20 protein-coding genes and 1 pseudogene are annotated in these 21,685 nt (G+C 67.4%); 12 read left to right on the top strand and 9 right to left on the bottom strand.

The window, feature by feature from the left end:
* The first annotated feature begins 667 nt into the window (after positions 1–667).
* Positions 668–970, top strand: coding sequence for a hypothetical protein (locus BN977_RS25885; RefSeq protein ID WP_024451175.1), 303 nt, complete (start codon positions 668–670; stop codon positions 968–970).
* A 137-nt stretch (positions 971–1,107) separates the two neighbouring features.
* Here the strand turns inward: BN977_RS25885 and BN977_RS25880 are convergent, their stop codons facing one another.
* The gene (locus BN977_RS25880; RefSeq protein ID WP_024451176.1) at positions 1,108–2,343 is read right to left on the bottom strand and encodes a COG4705 family protein; all 1,236 of its coding nucleotides are present in this window, start codon (positions 2,341–2,343) and stop codon (positions 1,108–1,110) included.
* Positions 2,344–2,569: 226 nt separating this feature from the next.
* Here BN977_RS25880 and BN977_RS25875 point away from each other — a divergent pair.
* The 3 genes and pseudogenes from BN977_RS25875 to BN977_RS25865 all read left to right on the top strand — a co-directional run.
* Positions 2,570–3,559, top strand: a pseudogene (locus BN977_RS25875) (acyl-CoA dehydrogenase family protein); the annotation flags it as partial.
* Complete coding sequence (locus tag BN977_RS25870; RefSeq protein ID WP_036402587.1) at positions 3,560–4,729, top strand: acyl-CoA dehydrogenase family protein; 1,170 nt, start codon at positions 3,560–3,562, stop codon at positions 4,727–4,729. It begins immediately after the preceding pseudogene.
* A gap of 46 nt (positions 4,730–4,775) precedes the next feature.
* Positions 4,776–6,236, top strand: coding sequence for an AMP-binding protein (locus tag BN977_RS25865; protein ID WP_036402585.1), 1,461 nt, complete (start codon positions 4,776–4,778; stop codon positions 6,234–6,236).
* On the opposite strand, the gene BN977_RS25860 is transcribed toward BN977_RS25865, so the two are convergent.
* Both BN977_RS25860 and BN977_RS25855 read right to left on the bottom strand, forming a co-directional pair.
* The gene (locus BN977_RS25860; protein WP_036402583.1) at positions 6,233–7,000 is read right to left on the bottom strand and encodes a DUF2127 domain-containing protein; all 768 of its coding nucleotides are present in this window, start codon (positions 6,998–7,000) and stop codon (positions 6,233–6,235) included. The genes BN977_RS25865 and BN977_RS25860 overlap by 4 nt on opposite strands.
* Before the next feature lie 10 nt (positions 7,001–7,010).
* Positions 7,011–8,066, bottom strand: coding sequence for a LacI family DNA-binding transcriptional regulator (locus tag BN977_RS25855; protein WP_036402580.1), 1,056 nt, complete (start codon positions 8,064–8,066; stop codon positions 7,011–7,013).
* 147 nt (positions 8,067–8,213) lie between these two features.
* On the opposite strand from BN977_RS25855, the gene BN977_RS25850 reads away from it, so the two are divergent.
* The 4 genes from BN977_RS25850 to BN977_RS25835 are packed head-to-tail and all read left to right on the top strand — an operon-like array spanning position 8,214 to position 12,459.
* Positions 8,214–9,623 carry a sugar porter family MFS transporter gene (locus BN977_RS25850; protein WP_036402577.1) on the top strand — a complete coding sequence of 470 codons (1,410 nt, stop codon included), beginning with the start codon at positions 8,214–8,216 and terminating at the stop codon, positions 9,621–9,623.
* Entirely contained in the window at positions 9,620–10,525 is a 906-nt protein-coding gene (locus tag BN977_RS25845) for a sugar phosphate isomerase/epimerase family protein (protein WP_036402575.1), read from the top strand. The genes BN977_RS25850 and BN977_RS25845 overlap by 4 nt, the downstream gene beginning before the upstream one ends.
* A gap of 13 nt (positions 10,526–10,538) precedes the next feature.
* The gene (locus BN977_RS25840; protein ID WP_036402573.1) at positions 10,539–11,570 is read left to right on the top strand and encodes a Gfo/Idh/MocA family protein; all 1,032 of its coding nucleotides are present in this window, start codon (positions 10,539–10,541) and stop codon (positions 11,568–11,570) included.
* A gap of 1 nt (position 11,571) precedes the next feature.
* Positions 11,572–12,459 (top strand): sugar phosphate isomerase/epimerase family protein, encoded by an 888-nt coding sequence (locus BN977_RS25835; protein ID WP_036402571.1) that lies wholly within the window; start codon positions 11,572–11,574, stop codon positions 12,457–12,459.
* Here BN977_RS25835 and BN977_RS25830 read toward each other — a convergent pair.
* Positions 12,441–12,704, bottom strand: a complete 264-nt coding sequence (locus BN977_RS25830; protein ID WP_036402569.1) for a hypothetical protein — start codon at positions 12,702–12,704, stop codon at positions 12,441–12,443. The genes BN977_RS25835 and BN977_RS25830 overlap by 19 nt on opposite strands.
* Positions 12,705–12,854: 150 nt before the next feature.
* On the opposite strand from BN977_RS25830, the gene poxB reads away from it, so the two are divergent.
* Both poxB and BN977_RS32975 read left to right on the top strand, forming a co-directional pair.
* The gene (gene poxB, locus BN977_RS25825; protein WP_036402567.1) at positions 12,855–14,585 is read left to right on the top strand and encodes a ubiquinone-dependent pyruvate dehydrogenase; all 1,731 of its coding nucleotides are present in this window, start codon (positions 12,855–12,857) and stop codon (positions 14,583–14,585) included.
* Positions 14,586–14,769: 184 nt separating this feature from the next.
* Positions 14,770–14,919 carry a hypothetical protein gene (locus BN977_RS32975; protein WP_165576373.1) on the top strand — a complete coding sequence of 50 codons (150 nt, stop codon included), beginning with the start codon at positions 14,770–14,772 and terminating at the stop codon, positions 14,917–14,919.
* Between the two features lie 72 nt (positions 14,920–14,991).
* On the opposite strand, the gene BN977_RS25820 is transcribed toward BN977_RS32975, so the two are convergent.
* Positions 14,992–15,798, bottom strand: a complete 807-nt coding sequence (locus tag BN977_RS25820) for a hydroxypyruvate isomerase family protein (protein WP_036402565.1) — start codon at positions 15,796–15,798, stop codon at positions 14,992–14,994.
* A 3-nt stretch (positions 15,799–15,801) separates the two neighbouring features.
* Positions 15,802–16,539, bottom strand: a complete 738-nt coding sequence (locus BN977_RS25815; RefSeq protein ID WP_036404444.1) for an SDR family oxidoreductase — start codon at positions 16,537–16,539, stop codon at positions 15,802–15,804.
* A 238-nt stretch (positions 16,540–16,777) separates the two neighbouring features.
* On the opposite strand from BN977_RS25815, the gene BN977_RS25810 reads away from it, so the two are divergent.
* On the top strand, positions 16,778–17,854 hold the full coding sequence (locus BN977_RS25810; RefSeq protein WP_036404440.1) for a GGDEF domain-containing protein: 1,077 nt from the start codon (positions 16,778–16,780) through the stop codon (positions 17,852–17,854).
* A 49-nt stretch (positions 17,855–17,903) separates the two neighbouring features.
* Here BN977_RS25810 and BN977_RS25805 read toward each other — a convergent pair whose 3' ends face one another.
* Positions 17,904–19,967, bottom strand: a complete 2,064-nt coding sequence (locus BN977_RS25805) for an acyltransferase family protein (RefSeq protein ID WP_206666810.1) — start codon at positions 19,965–19,967, stop codon at positions 17,904–17,906.
* 463 nt (positions 19,968–20,430) lie between these two features.
* Here BN977_RS25805 and lepB point away from each other — a divergent pair, with 463 nt between their 5' ends.
* Positions 20,431–21,105 (top strand): signal peptidase I, encoded by a 675-nt coding sequence (gene lepB / locus BN977_RS25800; RefSeq protein WP_051561906.1) that lies wholly within the window; start codon positions 20,431–20,433, stop codon positions 21,103–21,105.
* A gap of 75 nt (positions 21,106–21,180) precedes the next feature.
* Here the strand turns inward: lepB and BN977_RS32970 are convergent, their stop codons facing one another.
* Entirely contained in the window at positions 21,181–21,339 is a 159-nt protein-coding gene (locus BN977_RS32970; RefSeq protein WP_165576372.1) for a DUF6131 family protein, read from the bottom strand.
* A 105-nt stretch (positions 21,340–21,444) separates the two neighbouring features.
* Complete coding sequence (locus BN977_RS25795) at positions 21,445–21,675, bottom strand: hypothetical protein (protein ID WP_036402563.1); 231 nt, start codon at positions 21,673–21,675, stop codon at positions 21,445–21,447.
* Between the last annotated feature and the right edge of the window lie 10 nt (positions 21,676–21,685).

Below are 21,685 nucleotides of genomic sequence, written 5' to 3'. Positions count from 1 at the left end.
TGATGTCGTTCTCGGGGTGTGGCCTCACGATCCGTCGAGCGATCGGATCAACGCAATCCGTTGGGGTCGCCGCCCGCTCGGTGCGTAGCAGGTCGCGAATGCTCACGCGGCATCGGTCACCGTACCCGCCGGAAACGCCTTCTCGAGGACGACGATGCCGCCGGGGAGGACTGCTTGACTGCCGCGCCCTTCTGCCCGCACGCCGCTACCGAAACCGCGGTCGCCGCCATCAGCAGCGTTACCGGCACAGTCAGCGGCCGTCGTCGAACGCTCATCAGATCTCCTCATGGTTGTGGGCGTTGCGTTCCTGCAGCCTCAGCAGAGGCCCGGTACTCTCACGTTCCGAAGACCAGTGCCGCATGAGGGTTTCCGTTCCTCGTGTCTCGGGGGGCTGATGGGCGAAGTCACCATGCTCGCGGACGGCTGAAAGGTTCGCTGAGAGCAACTGAAGGCGACTCGAGTCACCGCCGTCGACTCTGTCTGGTCACCTTGTGACATAGCAAAAACAGCTGGGGCACAACGATTGTCGAATAACCTCCAAATGGGGTGTCGACGGGTCAGGGCTGAGCAGTAACGGCCGCGGGCGAAACGCGTTCACGACCCGCATCCACCCGACAAATCTCTGCGTTTCAGCGCGTCGTCAGGTGCGGCCTGCGAACATCAGGCCGTGGCGCACCCGACATCCGACGAACTGCGCGCAGGCCGCGTGGTCGTAGTTTCCGCGGCCCTCGTCGCGGTGCTGGCCCTGGCCGAGATCGCATCCGGGCCGCACCAACGTGACGACGCGTCCTTTCGCGCCGGCTATGCGGCCGCCTCCAACGGCACGATGGTGCGCGCCGCCATGACGGAACCCGGAGTGACGCCGACGGTGTTCTGTGACGCCCTCGCCGAGAAGAACTCCGTGCCGGGGATCGTCGCGCGCGACTTCCTCGCCGGCTGTCGGCGCGCCGTCGCCGACGCCATGGAGTGAAGCAGCTTCCACGGCCGCGCGCGGGGCCGGCTGATACCGCGTCACTCCAGCACGCCGATCCGCGATGGCTCGACCACCGTGAGCACCGCCCATGAGGGGCTTGCTCCCGCGCAGGCCCTCGATTAGACAGCCTGCCGCTACGTGAGCGCGGCCAGCAGATCGTTGAGTGCCTGCGACTCCGTTGCGAGGTCGGGGTGCGGGTCTCGGATGGCCGTCAGCACGGCGTCGATGCGTCCGTCGATGGCGGTCCAGGTGGCGTCGTCGGCGGCTTTGAGCCGGGATTGTGCGTCATCCCAAGCGGTTTCGAGGTTCTTCGCGCTGGCCGTAGCACCGGTCTGATCACCAGACTGCACTTTGGACAACGCGGCTTGGGTGATGGTGCGGAAGTTAATGACGTCGGCTGCCGGGAAGTGCGCGGATGCCTGCCCCGCGGAGATCGGGACGATCACGGCGGGTCCTTCGGCTCCCGGAGGGGCCCCGTGCGGTTGGGCGTGAGCCCACGTCAGCAACGCACCGGTGGCAACGGCGACGGCGGCGAAGTAGCCGAGCATGACCTTCTCGCGTCCCGGATCGGCGGCGCGCGGTGTGTCGGCGTCGTTGATGACGTCAGCGCGGGTCACCGTCAGATAGACGACGGTGGCCAGGATCGCGGTCAGGAAGATCACGCTGGTGATCGCGACGCCCAGACCGAGGCCCTGCTGGTCCTTGGGGAATCCCAGCCAATCGCCGAGGTTGGCGCCCAGCGGGCGGGTCAGGATGTAGGCGAGCCAGAACGACAGCACCGCATTGGCCCCCAGCTTCCAGCCCACGACGATTGCGACGATCAGGCCCGCCGGCAGCAGCACCGAGACGCCCGGACCCCAACCGGTGAACTCGAGTGTCCAGTCACCGACGGCGGTACCCAGGGCGAAGGTGACGAGAATCGCCAGCCAGTAGAACAACTCGCGGGGCAACGTGGTGATGCTGTGAATCGACAACGTGCGTTCGCGGACAAACCACACCCCGAACACCAGCGCCAGGACCGCCGCGAAGACGGCCGAACTGACGGCCAAAGGAACACCGAGGCTGTCGGTGAGGATGTCGGTGTACAGCGTGCCGGTCACACTGAGCACCACCACCGTCAGCCAGTACGCAAACGGTTGATAGCGGTTCAAGCTCAGTTGCCACGCCAGCACCGCGGCCAGCACAACGGTGAAGATGACTGCGGTCGGGACCAAACCCACGCCGAGAGTCACATTGATGTAGTCGGCGAAGCTTTCGCCCACGGTGGTGCAAAGGATCTTGATCACCCAGAACCACACTGTGATCTCGGGAACCTTGCTCAGCATCTCGCGCGAGGCCCTGCCGGCCCCAGATCTGGTCAACTCGCTCATGACGCCGGACCGTATGGACGCTTCGCTGAGGATTCGCTGAACCAGTTCACCGATTGCACCACTCGTCCGCCTCGGTGGTCAATTTCGAAGGGCCCACGCTGACACAAGCAAGGTATCCAGCGCGCTGATTCCAGGTCTGACTCTCAACACGGAAATGGGGACGCGACAGAAGACATTCAATTCCCTAGGAATAGCGCACGTTCGGAATACGCCCGCTCCACCAGCAGAATCGCAGCTCGCCGGCGCTCCCTCGTTGTCGCCGATGGGAATCCGGATGGTGGCGCACGCGATCATCGCATTCGGCACGCAGGAGCAGAAGGACTTCTTCCTCCCGCGCATCCTGACCGGTGAGGTGTTCTTCTGCCAGGGCTATTCCGAGCCGGAGGCGGGATCGGATCTGGCCGCGCTGTCCATGTCCGCGGTGGCCGACGGGGACGACCTGGTCTGTACCGGCAGCAAGATCTGGACCACGCACGCCACCGAGGCCAACTGGATGTTCGCCTTGGTGCGCACCTCCCGGACCGGCAAGAAGCAACAGGGCATCACCTTCGTCCTCGTCGATATGACGGCACCGGGCATCCAGATCCGGCCGTTGGTCATGACCTCCGGCGAAGAGGTGCAGAACCAGGTGTTCTTCGACGACGTGCGGGTGCCGAAGGCCAACGTCATCGGCCGGATCGACGACGGCTGGACCGTCGCGAAGTACCTGCTGGAATTCGAACGCGGCGGCGGCGCCACCGCTCCGGCCCTTCAGGTGATGGCCGAACAGATCGCCGAGGTGGCCGCGACACAGCCCGGTCCGACCGGTGGTGTGCTCATCGACGACCCGTCCTTCGCCCGCAAGCTGGCCGACGCCCGGATCCGCACCGAGGTGCTCGAAATCCTGGAGTACCGGGTGCTGGCGGCGCTCGCCGGCGGCGGGCATCCGGGCGCGGCATCGTCGATGCTCAAGATCATCTCCACCGAGTTGAGCCAGGTGCTCACCGAATTGCTGATGGAGGCGGCCGGTCCCCGCGGCCGGGCCTACCAACCGCACGCCACCTGCCCGGGTGGGCCGATCGCCGATTTCGTCGTGCCCGAGGACGATTATCTCAGTGGGGAGCCGTGGCAAGCCGTCGCCCCGCTGCGCTACTTCAACGACCGGGCCGGCTCGATCTATGCCGGCAGCAACGAGATTCAGCGCAATATCCTCGCCAAGGCGGAGTTGGGACTGTAAATGGACTTCACCCTTTCCGACGAACAGGAACTCCTGCGCGACGGCCTCACCAAGTTCCTGTCGACCCGGTACCGGCTGGAGTCCAGCCGGGCCGCCGCAAAGACGGGCGCCGGCTGGCAACCCGAGATCTGGCGAGCGTTCGCCGACGAGCTGGGTATCCTCGGCGCCGCCCTGCCCGAGCGGGTCGGCGGAATCGGCGGCGGCCCAGTCGAAGTCATGGTGATCGCCGAGGCACTGGGGTACGCGCTGGTGGTCGAGCCGTATGTCGACACCGCCGTGGTGGCCGGCGGTCTGTTGTTGCGGGCGACCAGGGCGAGCGAAGCGACGGGAGATAGGACCAGGGCGAGCGAAGCGACGGGAGAAGGCACCGGCGCGAGTGAACTCCTGCGGACGCTGGTCGCGGGTGAGGCGATCGTCGCGCTGGCCGCAGCCGAGGCGCAGTCGGGCGATCGCTGGCAGGACGTGATCACCACCGCGCGCCGCGAGGGTGACGTGTGGGTGCTCGACGGTGCCAAGATCGTGGCGCTCAACGCTCCCCTGGCCACGCATCTGCTCGTGACGGCGACAACGCCGGCCGGGTTGTCGCTGTTCCTGATCGACCGGGACGGCGACACCGCCGGGCTCACCCTGCGCCCGTTCCGCACCGTCGACGACCGCTGGGCCGCCGACATCCACCTCGACGGGGTCCGGGCCACGTTGCTCGGCGAGGAGGGGGCGGCGTGGCCGTCGCTGGCGCAGGCCCGTGACGAGGGCGCCGCCGCGGTGTGCGCCGAAGCGGTCGGGAACATGCGAAAGGTGTTGGCCGACACCATCGAATACAGCAAGCAACGCCAGCAGTTCGGCGCCCCGATCGGCAGTTTCCAGGCGCTGCAACACCGCATGGTGGACATGCACATCGAACTCGAGCAGGCGGTGGCCGCGGTGTACCTGGCCGTGCTCAACCTGCAGGCCGAGCCCGCTCAGCGGGCCAGGGCGGTGTCGGCGGCCAAGGCGACCGTCGGGCGGGCCGCCCGGTTCGTCGGCCAGAACGCGGTGCAACTGCACGGCGGGATGGGCATGACGGAGGAACTCGCGATCGGACACTACTTCAAGCGCCTCACCGCCGTGCAGTACGAGTTCGGTTCCACCGACTTTCACACCGCCCGCTACGCCGCGCTCACCAGGGCTTGACGGTCACAGCGGGTTCGACGCCGACACCATGGCACGATCGGAGCCCATGACCGCACTCCTGCTGCATGAGCTGATCACCGCGGGCGCCGCCGAAACGCCCGACCGGCCAGCCGTCATCGGCCCGGACGGGACCTCGATCAGCTTCGCGCAGTTCGACGATCAGATCCGCGCGACGGCGGCGTGGATCGCGGCGCGCAGCCGACCGCGCGACCGTATCGCCGTCGTCGCCGACAACAGCGCGGGCTATGCACGCCTCTACTACGGCGTGCCGCGCAGCGGACGCACACTGGTGCTGATCAACCAACGGCTCAGCAGCGCCGAGCAGCTGGCCCAACTCACGGCGGTGCGCCCCGCACTGGTGATCGGCGACTCCCGTTATCTCACACCGCTGTCCGAGATGGGTGTGCCGCTGGTGTCGTTCGACAGCCCCGAATGGCACGGCCCGGTGCCACGCTACGACGACGTGTCCCCCGGACCCGACGACCCGGCCTGGCTGTTGTTCACCAGCGGGTCCACCGGTGAACCCAAGGGTGTCATCCACACGCACCGCACACTGCTCGCCGCCGCGAATGGGACGATCGCCGGCCGGTCAGTGCGCCCGGGCGGGACCTACCTGCTGCCGTTTCCGATGTGCCACATCGCCGGATACAACATGTTGGTGCACCACGGCGCCGGCGCGACGGTGCTGCCGGTGCCCGCGTTCCGGCCGGAAGCCTTCGTCGCGGCGGTGAACACGTACGGTGTCACCGCGTGCTCGCTGGCCCCGACGATGCTGCACAGCCTGCTCGCTCATCTGGACGAGACCGGCACCGAACTGCCCACCCTGCGTGATATCGCCTACGGCTCGGCGGCCATCCCCGCCGACCTGTTGGAGCGGGCGATCACCCGGTTGGGCGTCGATTTCCACCAGGGGTACGGGATGACCGAAACGGGCGGCAACATCACCTTTCTCGGGCCCGAGGAGCACCGGTCCGGTGACCCCGCGGTGCTCGCGACGGCCGGACGCCCACACGCCGGCGTGCAGATCCGCATCGCCGGGCCCGACCCGGTGGGCGAAATCCTGGTCCGCGGTGCACAAGTCGCCGCCGGCTATTGGCCGGACACGCCCGCCACCGTCGACGGTTGGCTGCACACCGGCGATCTCGGTTATCTCGACAGTGCCGGTCGTCTGGTGGTGTCGGACCGGCTCAAGGACGTGATCATCACCGGCGGCGAGAACGTGTCCTCCCGGGAGGTCGAGGATGTGCTGTGCCGGCACCCCGGCGTGGAACGGGTTGCGGTGGTGGGCGTGCCGGATCCTTATTGGGGCGAGGCGATCTGCGCCGTGGTGGTCCCGCAGCCCGGCTCGGAGGTCACCGCCGCACAGCTCGTCGACCAGGTGCGCGGCAGCCTCACCGGCTTCAAACGGCCCCGGCACGTGTTGTTCGTCGACGAGCTTCCGCTCACCGGTAACGGCAAGGTCGCGAAACAGGCGGTGCGCCAATACGCCCGCGAGCGGGTGGGTTAAGGCAACGCACCTTCCAGGCCGGCCCGTTCCACGCTCATCAGGCTCTCGGTGTGATGCTCGGCCCAGTACGCCTTGGCGCCGCCGTTGAGTCCGAAAAGCCGCTTGCTCCAGAGCAACCAGAGCACGGCGATGACGTTGATGACCACCGCGGCAACCCGCAGCACGGTGATCTTCTCGGTCAGCTCGTAGATCTCCAGCGGCAGGAAGGCACTGGTCGCGACCACCGCGAAATACTCGCCCCAGCGCTTCATCAACCACAGCCCGGCCGCCTCCACCAGCTGGGTGCAGGCATAGGCGGCCAGACCGACCGCGATCCACAGCAGCGTCGTGGAGGACAACGAGAAAGCCTCGCCGATATGCCGGATGATCTTGGAATCGTCCAGGTTCCAGCCGATCTGGTCGGCCAGCGGGCGCAACAGCGGCAGTTCCTGCTCGAACGCCTGCTTGAGGTGCTCACGTTCGCCGCGGACCTTGAGCACCCCACCGGCGGCCAGGAGCAGCAGCAGTGCCCGAATCACCCGCTCGGCGGCCAGGATTCGCATCAAGGTGCGGTCCCGCAGCAACCGGCCGCGCGGCACCTCGGGCGCGGTGTCGGCAGGCCCGTGGCCGCGCGGCGGTCCGACGACGAACGTCTCGCAACGCAGACAGCGCCACGCCTCGCCGACCGGTGTGTCCACGCGCAGCCGCTCCCGCAGCTCGGGCTCGTCGGGCGCGAACGTGGCATGCCCGCGCAGGCCACACGACCGCAGCGCGAAATTCACCATGCCGGCGACCTTACCGGCGCACCGTCGCCGGCGGCGGCCCGCTGGTGCCGCGGATTACGAGCTGTGAGCGCAGCACCACTTCCTTGGGGCCGGAGCAGCGCCGCTCCAGCAGTTCCACGGCCAGCCGCACCGCGTGCTGTGCCAGCCCCGGCGCGTCCTGGTGCACGGTGGTCAGGTCGATCCTGGGAAAGTCGGACAGTCGGGTGTCGTCGAAACCCACCAGCGACAGCTCACCGGGGATGTCGACTCCGGAGCGAGTCAGCACGTCGAGCAGGCCCAGCGCGCTGCGGTCGTTGCTGGCCAGCACGGCGGTGGGCAGGCCGGGACGGGCCAGGAGTTCGCGCGCGGCGGCCGCACCGGCCTCCTCGGTGTGGTCGCCGGCGATGATGTCGATTCGCTCCTCGAGGCCGTGGGCGGACATGGCTTCGCGGTATCCGCGTCGACGCTCCGGCGACCCCGAACCGTCGCCACCGTCCACGTGCAGAATATCCTTGTGCCCCAACGTGACCAGGTAGTCCACGGCGTCGCCGATGCCGCGGGCGTCGTCGGTGCGTACCGAGGCGAGGTCGACCCCGGCGCCCAGCACCTCTGCCGGTAGCCGGGGGCCCACCACCACGACGGGTACCTCCGCCGCCAGCTTGATCAGGTAGTCGTGGCCCGATGTCGGCGCCAGCAGGATCAGGCTGCCGCACCGGTGACTGATCAGGGCGTCGATCGGCACCGACTCCGGGCGATCGGACAGGTTCGTGGTCAGCAGCACCTCGTAACCCAACTGCTCGGCGGCCGGGTAGATGCCGGTGACCAATTCGGCCTGGAACAGCTGGCGCACGTCGGTCAGCACGCCGAGGGTGCGACTGCGCCCCAGCGCCAGCAGCCGCGCCGCCGCGTCCGGCCGGTAGCCGACCTCCTTCGCGATGGCCAGCACCCGCTGCCGGGTTTCCTCGCTGGCACCAGGTTTTCCGTCGAGGATGAACGACACCAGCGTGCGGGACACCCCGGCCTTGGCGGCGACCTCGGCCATCGTCGGACGGCGCGACGACGCGGGGCCGCGTGGGGCTGACGGCATCACACCTCCTGTTCGACGTGACGGTTGACACGTACCGCACCGAGCACCCATAGTAGCTCTAACGCGCGTTACTAACGCGCGTTAGGCCGGCACACAGCGCGGGTATTGACCGCACCAGGCTCGACAGGCAAGGGGGCACCGACGACGATGCCGACGCACACGCGGTTCTTGACCAAACTCACCGTCATCGCCACCCTCGGCGGCCTGTTGTTCGGCTACGACACCGGCGTCATCTCCGGCGCGCTGCTGTACATGAAGGACGACCTGGCACTCTCGTCGTTCGGGGAAGCCACCGTCGTCAGCTCCCTGCTGTTCCCCGGTGCCGCGTTCGGGGCGCTGTTCGGCGGCCGGGTCGCCGACCGGATCGGGCGCAAGAAGACGCTGCTGCTCTGCGCGGGACTGTTCCTGGTCGGCGCCGTCGGCTGCGCGCTGGCACCCGACGTCCAGGTCATGGTTGCCGCGCGCATCGTGCTGGGTCTCGGTGTCGGCGCCGCCGCCGTGACGTGCCCGCTGTACCTGGCCGAGATGGCACCGGCCGACCGCCGCGGTCGCATGGTCACCATCAACGAACTGATGATCGTCACCGGCCAGATGCTGGCGTTCGCCACCAACGCCCTGCTCGATCACCTCATCGGTGACCCACACGTGTGGCGCACCATGCTCGCCGTCGCCGCGATTCCCGCCGTCGCGCTGCTCGTCGGCATGCTGGTGCTGCCCGACTCGCCCCGCTGGTACGGGCTCAAGAGCCGGCTCGACGAGGCCCGCAATGTGCTGCTGCGCAGCCGGCCCGCCCACGAGGCCGACGCCGAGTTCGCCGTCATCGCCGAACACACCGCCCACATGCTCAAGGCCAGCACCGCGACGCCGTTCTCGGTGATTCGCGACGTGCCGTGGATCCGCCGGGTGGTGCTGGTGGGTTGCGGCCTGGCGGTCGTACAACAGGCCACCGGAATCAACACCGTCAACTACTACGCACCCACCATCCTGGAACAGAGCGGTCTCGGCGTCAGCGCCGCCCTGATCGCGACCATCGCCGTCGGCGTCACGTCGGTGGTCACCACCATCGTCGGCATCATCCTGCTCGGCTTCGTCGGCCGGCGCACCATGTTGCTCATCGGTTTCGCCGGGGTCGCCGTCTCCCAGGCGGCACTGGCAGCGACGTTCGTGCTACCCGAATCGAGCACCCGTAGCTACGTGATCCTGGGCTGCATGGTGCTGTTCGTGGCGTTCGTGCAGATGTTCATCGGCACCGTGGTGTGGCTGTTGCTGTCGGAGATCTTCCCGCTGAGCATCCGCGGATTCGCCATGGGTGTCGCGGTTTTCGTGCTCTGGTGCACCAACGCGATCATCTCCTTCGCCTTCCCCCTGCTGACCGGTGCACTCGGATCGACGGGCACATTCGCCTTGTTCGTCCTCATCAACGTCGCGTCGTTCCTGTTCGTCGTCCGCTGCGTCCCCGAAACCAAAGGCACCACCCTCGAAGAACTCGAAGAGCGCTTCGAGGCCCAGCACGGCACCACCAACCCCGTGACCACCGAAAGGACAATCCCCCGATGAGCACCATCCTCGTTGGCTCCGCACCCGACTCCTGGGGCGTGTGGTTTCCCGATGACCCCAACCAGACGCCCTATACCCGCTTCCTGGACGAGGTCGCCGAATCCGGTTACCAGTGGATCGAATTGGGCCCGTTCGGCTACCTCCCCACCGACCCGAAGCAGCTGGCCGACGAGCTGGCCGAGCGCAACCTGAAGCTGTCGGCCGGCACGGTGTTCGAGCACCTGCACCAGGATGATTCGTGGTCGGCGGTGTGGTCCCAGATCGAGGACGTCGCGAAACTGACCGCCGCCGTGGGCGGTAAGCACGTCGTCGTCATCCCGGAGATGTGGCGTGACCCGGCCACCGGCGCCGTGCTGGAAGACCGTGAGCTGACCCCCGAACAGTGGCGCAAGAAGACCACGGGCATGAACGAACTGGGCAAGGCCATGTTCGAGAAGTACGGCGTCCGTGCGCAATACCACCCGCACGCCGACAGCCATGTCGACACCGAGGACAACGTCTACCGTTTCCTGGACGGCACCGACGGCGAGTTCGTCAACCTGTGCCTGGACACCGGGCACATCTCGTACTGCGGCGGTGACAACATCGCCATCATCCGGCGCGCCCCGGAGCGCATCGGTTACCTGCACCTCAAGCAGGTCGACCCGCAGGTGCGTGCCAAGGTCGAGGCCGAGGACCTGCCGTTCGGCGAGGCCGTCAAGCTCGGCGCGATGACCGAACCGCCGCTCGGCATCCCGGAGATGCCGCCGCTGCTCGCCGAGATCGACAAGCTCGGCATCGACGTGTTCGCCATCGTCGAGCAGGACATGTATCCCTGCGAGGTCGACGCCCCCCTGCCCATCGCCAAGCGCACCCGCAACTACCTGGGTTCCTGTGGCGTCCCGTCCGTCCGCTTCAACTAGGAGTCCAAAAGCCATGTCCGATCTGAAGATTGCCGTCCTGGGCGTCGGGATGATGGGCGCCGACCACGTCGCGCGCATCACGTCGCGCATCTCGGGCGCCCGGGTGGTGGTGGTCAACGACTACCTCACCGACAAGGCCGAGGCCGTCGCCGCCGGTGTGCCCGGCTGCCGCGCCGTCGGCGACCCGCTGGACGCCATCGCCGATCCCGAGGTCGACGCCGTGGTGATCGCCACCCCCGGGTCCACTCATGAGAAACAGCTGCTGGCCTGTCTGGAGCACGGCAAGCCGGTGCTCTGCGAGAAGCCACTGACCACCGATGTGGAGACCTCGCTGGCGGTGGTCAAGCGCGAGGCCGAACTGGGCAAGCGGCTCATCCAGGTCGGTTTTATGCGCCGCTTCGACCACGAGTATGCGCAACTGAAGGCGCTGTTGGACGCCGGCGAGTTCGGTGAGGCGCTGGTCCTGCACTGCGCGCACCGCAACCCGGCGGTACCGCCGAACTTCGACAGCGCGATAATCGTGCGCGACTCGCTGGTGCACGAGGTGGACGTGGCCCGCTTCCTGTTCGGCGAGGAGATCGCCTCGGTGCAGATCATCCGTCCGGCCGCCAATCCCGGTGCGCCGCAGGGTTTGCAGGATCCGCAGATCGCCATCTTCAAGACCGTCTCGGGCAAGCATGTGGACGTCGAGGTGTTCGTCACCACCGGTGTCGCCTATGAGGTGCGCACCGAGCTCGTGGGCGAAAAAGGCAGCGCCATGATCGGATTGGATGTCGGTCTGGTGCGCAAGACGTCGCCCGGGAGCTGGGGTGGCCAGATCACGCCGTCGTTCAAGGAGCGCTTCGGGCAGGCGTACGACACCGAATTCCAGCGCTGGGTGGACGCGGTAGCGCGCGGCGGGACGACGGGAGACTACACAGATGGACCGACCGCCTGGGACGGCTACGCGGCCGCGGCGGTGTGTGAGGCCGGTGTCGAGTCGCTGAACACCGGGCTGCCGGTCGAGGTGACGCTGGCCGACCGCGGATCGATCGAAGGGGCATGAGATGAAGATCGCCCTCGATCCGACACCGTTTCATCACGATTACCCGCTGCTCGAACTTCCCCGGGTGGTCGCGGAATTGGGTTACGAGCACCTGCAGTTGACCCCGCACCGGGATTTCATCCCGTTCTTCAACCACCCGCGCGCCGATGACGCGCTGGTCGCCGCGTTCCGCAGGGCGTGCGCCGACGCGGGCGTCGGGATCGCCTCGGTACTGCCGGTGCTGCGCTGGTCCAGCCCGGACCCCGATGCCCGCGAGGCCGCGGTGCGCAACTGGAAGCGCGTCATCCAGATCACCGTCGACCTCGGCGTCAACGTGATCAACACCGAATTCTCCGGCCGCCCGGAGAAGGCCGAGGAATCCGAGCGGGCGTTCTTCCGGTCCATGGAGGAACTGCTGCCGATCATCGAACGCGAGGGCATCGACGTCCGGATCGACCCGCACCCCGACGATTTCGTCGAAGACGGGCTGGAGGCGCTGCGCATCATCCGCGGGGTGAACTCCCCGAACATCGGCATGGTGTACGTCGCCTGCCACGCGTTCCACATGGGCGGGAAGATGCTCGAGACCATCCGCGCGGCCGCAGACAAGCTGCGCCTGGTGCATGTGGCCGACACCATGGATCACCACCGCAGCCACGGCCTGCGCTACATCACCAACCCGCCGGGCAACCCGGTGCGGGTGCACCAGCACCTCAAGATCGGCGACGGAGACATCGACTGGGACGAGTTCTTCGGCGGCCTGGCCGAGATCGGTTTCTACGACCGCGAGGACACCGTCATGGTGTCCTCGGTGTTCGCCGAGGACGAGACGGCCCACGAGGTCTCGGCCTACCAACTCAAGACCATGACCCAGTACGTCAACAGGTTCCGTTACTCGGGTTGCTTGTAACGGTTCAGGAAGCCGAGCCCGGCGATCGCCGCGGCGACACCGACCGCGGTCCACAGCACGAAGGGGAAGATCAGGGCGATCGGTGACCAGCCCACGCCGGCCAGCACGGTGGCCGAGTAGACGAGCCAGATCAGCCGGTAGACCGACCACAGCACGGTCAGGCCGGCGACGATGCCGAGCACCATGGCGCGGCTGCGGTCGACGCGGTTGATCTGTTCCTGGATACGAGCGGGCACGATGTTCATGTCTGGGTCCTTTCCTCTGCTCCGCCCCGATGGCGTCGCATGGCAGCAAGTACACGGCGCGCGGATCACTACCGATCCCAAAATTCCCGCGGCCGGACACCGTCGCACCGCTCCCGGTGCGCGCCGCGCGCGGCGCCTAGGGTTGAGCACATGACCACAGTCGCCGATCACGTCATCTCGACCCTTCGCGCCAGCGGCGTGCAGCGCGTCTATGGATTGCCCGGGGACAGCCTGAACGGGTTGACCGACGCCATCCGGCGATCCGACGGTTTCACCTGGGAGCATGTGCGACACGAGGAAGCCGCCGGGTTCGCCGCCGCCGCCGACGCGGCGCTCACCGGACGGCTGGCGGTGTGTGCGGGAAGCTGCGGACCCGGGAACCTGCACCTGATCAACGGACTGTTCGACGCGCAGCGCAGCCGGGTCCCGGTGCTGGCGATCGCCGCGCACATCCCGCAGGCCGAGATCGGGTCGCAGTACTTCCAGGAGACCCGGCCGCAGGAACTGTTCCGCGAATGCAGCGTGTATTGCGAACTGGTCACCACCGCCGAGTCGGCGCCCCGCGTGCTGGAGATGGCCATGCGCGCCGCGATCGAGGAGAACGGCGTCGCCGTCGTGGTGGTCCCCGGTGAGATCTTCCTGTCCAAGATCGCCGACGTGCGCGTCACGCCGGTCCTGCCCAGCCATCCGGTGATCCGCCCCTCCGATGACGAACTGCGGCGGGCGGCGTCGATCCTCAACGGCGCCGGCAACATCACCATCCTCGCCGGCGCGGGCGTCCAGGGCGCGCACGACCAACTGGTGCAGCTGGCGCAGACCCTGCAGGCTCCAGTCGTACACGCCTTGCGCGGCAAGGAATTCGTCGAGTACGACAACCCGTATGACGTCGGGATGACCGGTCTGCTCGGCTTCGCCTCCGGTTACAAGGCCATCAAGGAAGCCGATGTGCTGCTCATGCTGGGCACCGACTTTCCCTACCGGCAGTTCTATCCGGAGAACGCCACCGTCATCCAGGTGGACATCCGCGGCCGCAATCTGGGCAGGCGCACCCCGATCGATCTCGGGCTGGTCGGCACCGTCACCGATACGCTGGCCGCCCTGGCGCCATTGCTCACCGCCCGGCACGACCGCACCCATCTGGACCGGTCCCTGAATCACTACCGCAAGACCCGGCGCCGGCTCGACGAGTTGGCCGTCAACGACCGGGACCGCACCCCCATCCGCCCCGAGTACGTGGCGGCCGTGGCCGATCGGCTCGCCGCCGACAACGCGGTGTTCACCGTGGACGTCGGTTCGCCGGTGGTGTGGGCGGCGCGGTACCTCACGATGAACGGCAAGCGCCGGCTGCTGGGTTCCTTCAACCACGGCACCATGGCGTGCGCGCTGCCGCTGGCTATCGGCGCCCAGACCGTCAACCGGGACCGGCAGGTGGTGGCGTTCGCCGGCGACGGCGGATTGACCATGCTCTTCGGCGAGCTGATCACGCTGGTCCAGAACCGGTTACCGGTCAAACTGGTCGTGTTCAACAACTCGTCGCTGAACTTCGTCGAACTGGAGATGAAGGCGGCGGGCATCGTCACCTTCGGCACCGACCTGGAGAACCCGAACTTCGCCACGGTGGCCCAGTCCCTCGGCTTGTTCGCGCGCCGGGTGGAGAATCCGGCGGATTTGGAGTCCGCGCTCAGCGCGGCGCTGGCCCACGACGGCCCGGCGCTGGTGGACGTGGTGACCGCGCGGCAGGAGTTGTCGATTCCGCCGGCTATCACGGTCGAACAGGCAAAGGGCTTCTCGCTGTACGCAATCCGCACCATCATGGCCGGACGCGCCGACGAACTGCTCGACTTGATGACCACCAACGTGGCGCGCCGCATCCTGGACTGAGGAATGTGACGGCGAACACTCCAATTCGCTTGAGCTGTATCGAATCTCACACCGCGAAAGTTGCTTTACACAGAATTAACAAGGACCATCGAGGTGTTCCACATATCGGGCGATCCCCAATCTGTGGACGACGATGACAACGAAAGCCCCCGTAACCCGGGGGCACTTTCAAGGAGTGAGAAGAATGTCTTTCGCGAAGTTTCGCGCCGACGTGAAGCGTGCCAACAACCGGCGGCGCCTCTACGCGCGGATCAACGCCATGCCCCACTCGACGGTTCGTGAGGAACTGATCGCGGTGGCGCAGCGGTACGAGCTCGAAGATTCGGTGCGCTGATCCGCTGATCGAAAACGATCTCGCAGACAGAGCCGGTGGCCCATACGGGCCCCGGCTCTGATTTGTGTTGGGCTACCGCCACGGGCTGTCGCCGCGGCGCCGCGGCGACAACCACCCGAACGGGTCCTCGTCCGCGGACACATACTCCAGGCTGACATGGCCCCGGTAGCCGCGGCGGTTCAGGTGGGCAAGGTGGCCGGCGAAGTCGATCGTTCCGGTGCCCGGCGCCCCGCGCCCCGGTGCGTCGGCGATCTGAACATGCCCGATGCGGTCGGCGTAGGTCTCGATCACCGCGGCGAGATCATCACCGTTGACGGTCAGGTGATAGAGATCGGCCAGCAGCCGCAGCGACGGTGATCCGACCCGGTCCAGGACCGCGACCGCGTCGGCGGCCGTCCGCAGCGGATACCTGGGCACCGCGCTCAGCGGTTCGACGAGGACGGCGGCGCCGACCGTGTCGGCCCGCGCCGCCGCATGAGCCAGGTTCTCGGTGGCCAGCTCGTCTTGTGCTTCTGCCGGCACGCCGTCGATCCGGTTGCCGTAGAGCGCATTGAATCCCTTGGTGCCCAACCGTTGCGCGATGCCGATCGCGACATCGACGTTGTCCCTGAACTCGGCCGACCGGGCCGGGTCGGACAGCAAGCCACGCTCCCCCGCCGCCATCTCACCACCGGCGAAGTTCAACGCCACCAGCGCCACCCCGGCGTCTGCGACAGCCCGGACGAACCCGTCGACCTCGGCATCACCGGGTACGGAATCGGCGAAGGGCCACCAGAATTCGACCGCCTCGAAACCCGCATCGCGCGCGGCCTGCGGCCGCTGCAGCGGCGGCAGGTGGGTGAGCAGGATCGAACAGTTGACGACGTAGTGGGCGCTCACGACTCATCCACGCCCGTAGTACGGCATGGCACGAGCCATCACCGTCAACTCGGGCACCGAAACCGCAAGCGGCATATCAACGAGGTGGGCCACCGCCCGGGCGACGTGCTCGACGTCGAACGTCGGCTCGGCGGCCAGGGTTCCGTTGGCCTGCAGCGTCTCACTGAATCCGGCGGTCATGTCGGTCGCCGCATTGCCGATGTCGAGCTGGGTGACGCAGATGTCGAGATCCCGCAGATCCAGCAGCATCGACGCCGTCAGCCCGCTGATCGCGTGTTTGGTGACGGTGTAGGCCAGGCTGTTCGGTCGCGGCCGGTGCGCCGACAGCGAGCCGTTGTTGATGATCCGCCCGCCGCGAGGGAGCTGCGCGGCCATGACGCGAGCGGCCTCGCGGGCGCAGAACACCGAGCCGTCCACGTTCGTGCGCCAGACGGTGTGCCACGCCTCGATGTCGATGTCGGTGATCGATGCGGAGGGCCCGAAGATCCCGGCGTTGTTGAACAACACGTCGACCCGGCCGAAGGCCGACACCGTGTCGGCGAACAGGGCCTGCACCGATGACGGGTCGGTGACATCGGTGGGCACCACGCGGGCATCGGGCCGGCCGTCGGCGGTCTCGGTGAGCTGCCCGGGGCGCCGACCGGCCAGCACGACACGATGCCCCGCGTCGAGCAGAACCCGCGCCGTGGCGCGGCCGATCCCGCTACCGGCGCCGGTGATGACGACAACCTTGGTCACCAGGGGATTGTCACACGAAGCCTGCCCGATATTGCGCAGCCTTTGCCCTCCGCGTTCCGAGGCAAATCCGACCCGAGGAGGGAAGAGGCGCCACATCAACGCTTTTCGCGCAATTTGCGGCAACGCAAATAGCTTCTCCGGGTGTGGTATCGACAGTCTGCTAATGTGACCCGAACATAGCCCGTCGCCCATTTGTGGTCCAGTTCCCGCCTCGGAGGTGCGAGTGAACGCGCCACTCGGCATGCCCTTGTCCGACGGTACCGACGGCCCCGATTTCTCCGAGGACGACTATCTCCGCGGCATGGAACGACTGCTGCAGGCCGTGCAGGAGCTGTCCTTGGCCCGCAGCCTGGGCGAGATTCAGCGCATCGTCCGGCACTCGGCGCGCGACGTTGTCGGCTGTGACGGCATCACGTTCGTGCTCAGGGACGACGACATGTGTTACTACGCCGACGAGGACGCGATCGCCCCGCTGTGGAAAGGTAGCCGATTCGCGATGGCGGCCTGTGTCAGCGGGTGGGTGATGCTCAACGGTACGGCGGCGGTCATTCCCGACATCTATCTCGACCCGCGGGTGCCGCACGAGGCCTACCGCCCGACGTTCGTCAAGAGCCTCGTGATGGTGCCCATCCGCAGGATGCGCCCGGTCGGGGCGATCGGCGCATACTGGGCGACCGAGCGCGACGCCACCCCGCGTGAGGTGGCACTGCTTCAAGCCCTGGCGGACTCGACATCGATCGCCATGGAGAACATCCAGTTATACGCGCAACTGGAACAGCGGGTGCGCGATCGCACCGCTGCACTGGAGAGGGCCAACGACGAGATTCGGCAACTCTCCGTCACCGACGATCTCACCGGACTCAACAACCGGCGCGGGTTCTATCTCCTGGCCGAGTCCGCGCTACGCGCCGCCCGGCGCAACAACCATCCGTGCCTGCTTGCCTATATCGACGTCGACGGACTCAAAAGGGTCAACGACGAGCTGGGCCACGATGCCGGGAACTCACTCATCAGCGATGTGGCCGAGGTGCTGCGGACCACGCTTCGCGACTCCGACATCCTCGGCCGCATCGGCGGGGACGAATTCTGCGTGCTGATCACCGAGCCCGACGGTGACCCTGCCGGTCTCAAAGACCGGCTGTCCGAGGCGTTTCGGATCTTCAACGAGTCGAAGGCTCGCCCGTACGCGATGTCGGCCAGTGTGGGTCTGGCAGGTACCGACGCGGGCGGTTACTCGCTGGATGCGTTGCTGGTCCGTGCCGACGAGCTGATGTACGTGGAGAAACGGACCACCCCCGACACGAGGATGACGGACTGACCGACCGGCGTCCGGGTTTTCCCCGGGCGCCCCGGTGAAGCCGGTCGGTTCACCCACCCGGCCGGCGTATCAGCATCTCGGGCCCGGCCGCGTCGACCGTCGCACTCCCGCGCGCCGGCAGCAAGGCGGTGATGTCCGCGCCGACCAACGGCGCCAATTCGGCACTCATCGTGGCCGTGAGATGCGAACCGTCGCGATACACCAGCGTGTCCCCGATGATCGCCGGGCACATCCTGTCGTTGCACAGGTAGTCGGAGTAGTCCAGGTAGGTGATCGATCGGCCCGCCGCCAGCGCACGCTCGGTCTCGCGGATGTTCTGATCGAGCGCGACGGCACGCGGCAGCGCACAGCGAAGCGCGTCGTCGACGAAGCGCCCCAGGCAGATTGACGGTGTGACACCGATCGACGGTGTGTCGGCGAAGATTCCGACGCGGGCCGCCTTGGGTAGTTGATCGAGAAGCGTGGCGAAGGCGCTCCCCCAGTCCCTGGCCGGGTCATCGGCGCGGCTCAGGTAGTTGCGCGGGTAGCCGGCGAGCAGGATCAGGTCGGGCTTCGAGTCGACGAGTCTGCCGAGCACCGCGCTGCGCCAGGCCGCGCATGCCGCGTAGTGCGCGATGGGGATGGGGACCGCCGGGCACGCACTCTTGGTATGGCTGTCGAGCCGAATCACCCCACGCTCGGCGAGCGCCGACAGGGCCGGATACCACTGCGTGGCATGGGAATCGCCGAACAGCGCCACCAGGGGTGCTGCCGGGTTGGTTCCGGTCAGGCAGCCCGCGGCGTCGGTGGACCACTGCGAGCGGTGGCAGCCGTTGGTGTAGACGACGGGCTGGTCACCCTCGGCGGTGCCGAGGGCCGGGTTGAGGTTGTCCGGGACATACGGCGTGCCAGCGGGTTTGACGGTCAGCGACGTATGGGCGACCGGTTTGGCCGCACTCAGGGGTGGGTGCAGCGTCACCCCGGCCGTCGTCCCGGCCGCGACGATGGCGGCCATCGCTGCCGCGGCCACCGCGAAGGTCCGGCGCGGACGTCCGTCGGTCAGCCATGCGGCGCGCTGACCCGGTTGTTCCACGAAGCGGTAGAGCACCCAGGCCAGCGGAATGCATGCGGTCGCCGCGGCCACGCGCAGCCAGAGCGGCAGGGCCTGCATGTAACCGGTCGCGGCGACGGGCAGCATCAGGACCGGCCAGTGCACCAGATACAGCGAGTAGGAGATGTCACCGAGCCAGGTGAGCGGACGAACACTCAACACGGCGGCGGGACCGCGCGCGACCGGCCCGGCCGCGATCAGCAGCGCCGCCCCGGCGACCGGGACGGCCACCGCGTATCCGGGATACTCCGTGGCGGTGGAGAAGAGCACCCCACTGGCGACGATGGCGCCCAAACCCAGCCAACCCGCCAGCGGGGCAATCGAAGTCGGCAGGATCCGGCCGCGCCGAAGCACACCGAACGCCACCAGGGCACCGAGTCCGAACTCCCACATCCGCGCCGGCAGCATGAAGAACGCGTTCGCCTGGCTGAATCCGGTCAGCCAAACGCACAGCACGAACGAGACTGCGGTCAGCACGGCGAGCGTCAACCCGAACCGCCACCGCAGCGCGAACCGCCCGAACACCAACGCCAGCAGGACGGGCCACACCAGGTAGAACTGTTCCTCCACACCGAGCGACCAGTAATGCAGGAACAGCGACGGCGTCTTCTCCGCGAGGTAGTCGGTCGCGTTGTAGGCAAACAAGAGGTTGGGAACGTAGAGCGCGGCCGCGACCGCATCCTTGACGACGTAGCGGAACTGCACGGGTGACACCAAGACCGTCGCCGCGACCAACGTGGCCGCGATGACGAGGAACGCCGCCGGCAGCAGGCGTCGTGCCCGACGGGCGTAGAAGGCGCCGTACCCGATACGGCCGCCGCGCTGCAGGCTTTCCAGCAAGTGGGTGCTGATGAGAAAACCCGATATCACGAAGAACACGTCGACGCCGACGTAGCCACCACCGAACCCCGGAATCTCGGCATGGAACAGGAGGACCAGAGCCACGGCGATGGCGCGCATGCCCTGTATGTCGAGGCGCTTGGATCGTCCGCCCAGCTGGGACGAGAGCGCTGGCACGGTCACGCGCGTGATTGCTTTCGCAAAGGTGAGAGGGCCACGGGCGAAGAATAGGCGACCACCTGGTCAACCGCCGAATGGGCAGTGACCTGACGGTATCTGGGCGCGTGTCAAGCCTCCGCATGCCTCCAGCAAATATTCCCAGGTTGGCAGATTCAGTGAATTCTCGTGCGTCTGCGCTGTCTTGTCTCGCGGCCGGTTGAGGTGCACTCTTGCGGATGAAATCGCCGCCGAGTTGCAATGGTGGCAACCTTTCTCACCCACTCGGAAGACCACCACTCTCGGCCGCGGTGTGACGAACGGCCGGTCGAAGCCGGTCGACGGCAGCTACCAAGGGCCAGTTTGCCGCCATGGTCGTCAGCGGCACGGCATCTAACCTGGCCCAAACGACGACGCACCGAGCCGCTGGAGAGCCACCACCATGTCCGGACCACCCAGACACAGACGACTGCGGCGCATTCTCCGGTGGGTGGTACCGGCGACCGCGTTGGCCGCCGTGCTCGTTCTGGTCACGTGGGCGCTGGTCCTGGCGTTCGTCGGGCAGGAATACCGGATCCCGTCGGTGGCGATGGCCCCGACGGTCAAGCCCGACGACCGCGTCGTCGTCAACAAGCTCGCCTTCCGCAGCCATCCACCCCGGCCGGGTGACATCGTGGTGTTGCGCGCCCCGGCGCACTGGGACGTCGGCTATCCGTCGCCCCGGTCCGCCAATCCGGTGCTGCGCTGGACGCAGGACGCGTTGGCGGTGTTCGGCTTCGGCGCACCGGATGACCATGCGATCGTCACGCGGGTCATCGCGGTGGGCGGGCAGACCGTCGAATGCCGGATGGAAACCGGTGTCACGGTGGACGGCGCCCCGATCGCCCAGCCCTACCTGGACAAGACGGCACTGGAAGTGGATCCCGCGCTACTGCCCTGTCTGGGCAGCGCTTTCGGCCCGGTCACGGTGCCGGCGGGCAGGCTGTGGGTGATGGGCGACAACCGCACGCATTCCGCCGATTCGCGTGTCTACTGCGCCCAGGTTCAGGCTCATGTCGAGCGTGGCGTGCTGTGCACCGGTGACCCGGCGGCCGGGACCGTAGCGGTCGACGACGTCATCGGCCTGGCCTGGTCGGTGCAGCCCGGGGGCAGCCAAACCCGTTGAGCGGTAACCATCTCGACAAGCCGGTGCCCCCGGCCGAGGGGGCGGGGGCACCGGGTCGACATGCCGGATCAGACGCTAGTACCAGACTTTGCGTCCGCCGACGGGGCGCCCGACCTGGCCGAGCACCAACAGCACCAGGCCGACGACCAGGACGATCCAGCCGATGGTGGCGATGATGGCGGGGACCGGCAACAAATAGCCGATCGCGATGAGGATGATGCCGAGGACGATCACCGTGGACTCCTTGGTTATTGACGACAGCGACAACACCCGTATACCCGGCCGCGACGTCTTCTAATCACGGCAGATGAGAGCGGCAGCAACGTTCGGTGCGCCGGATCATCCCCCGAGCTCGGACACCGCGGTCTGCAGCGCGGCCGCCTGGTCGGCCAGCTCGGCATCGGATGGCTCCGCGTCACCCATCCGGGCCCGCAGATCCGCGCGCGAGATCACCTCCAGCCCAGCAGCGGACGGGCCGGACACGATCTCGGCCCGACCCTCGACCAACACCAGTGTCGCGTCATCGTCGGCCGCCAACAGTCGACGGAGGTCTTCTTTCGTGATCGCCATGGCACGGGTG

The organism is Mycolicibacterium cosmeticum (genome assembly GCF_000613185.1).
Taxonomy (GTDB): Bacteria; Actinomycetota; Actinomycetes; order Mycobacteriales; family Mycobacteriaceae; genus Mycobacterium; species Mycobacterium cosmeticum.
This window is presented reverse-complemented; position numbering and strand designations above follow the sequence as displayed.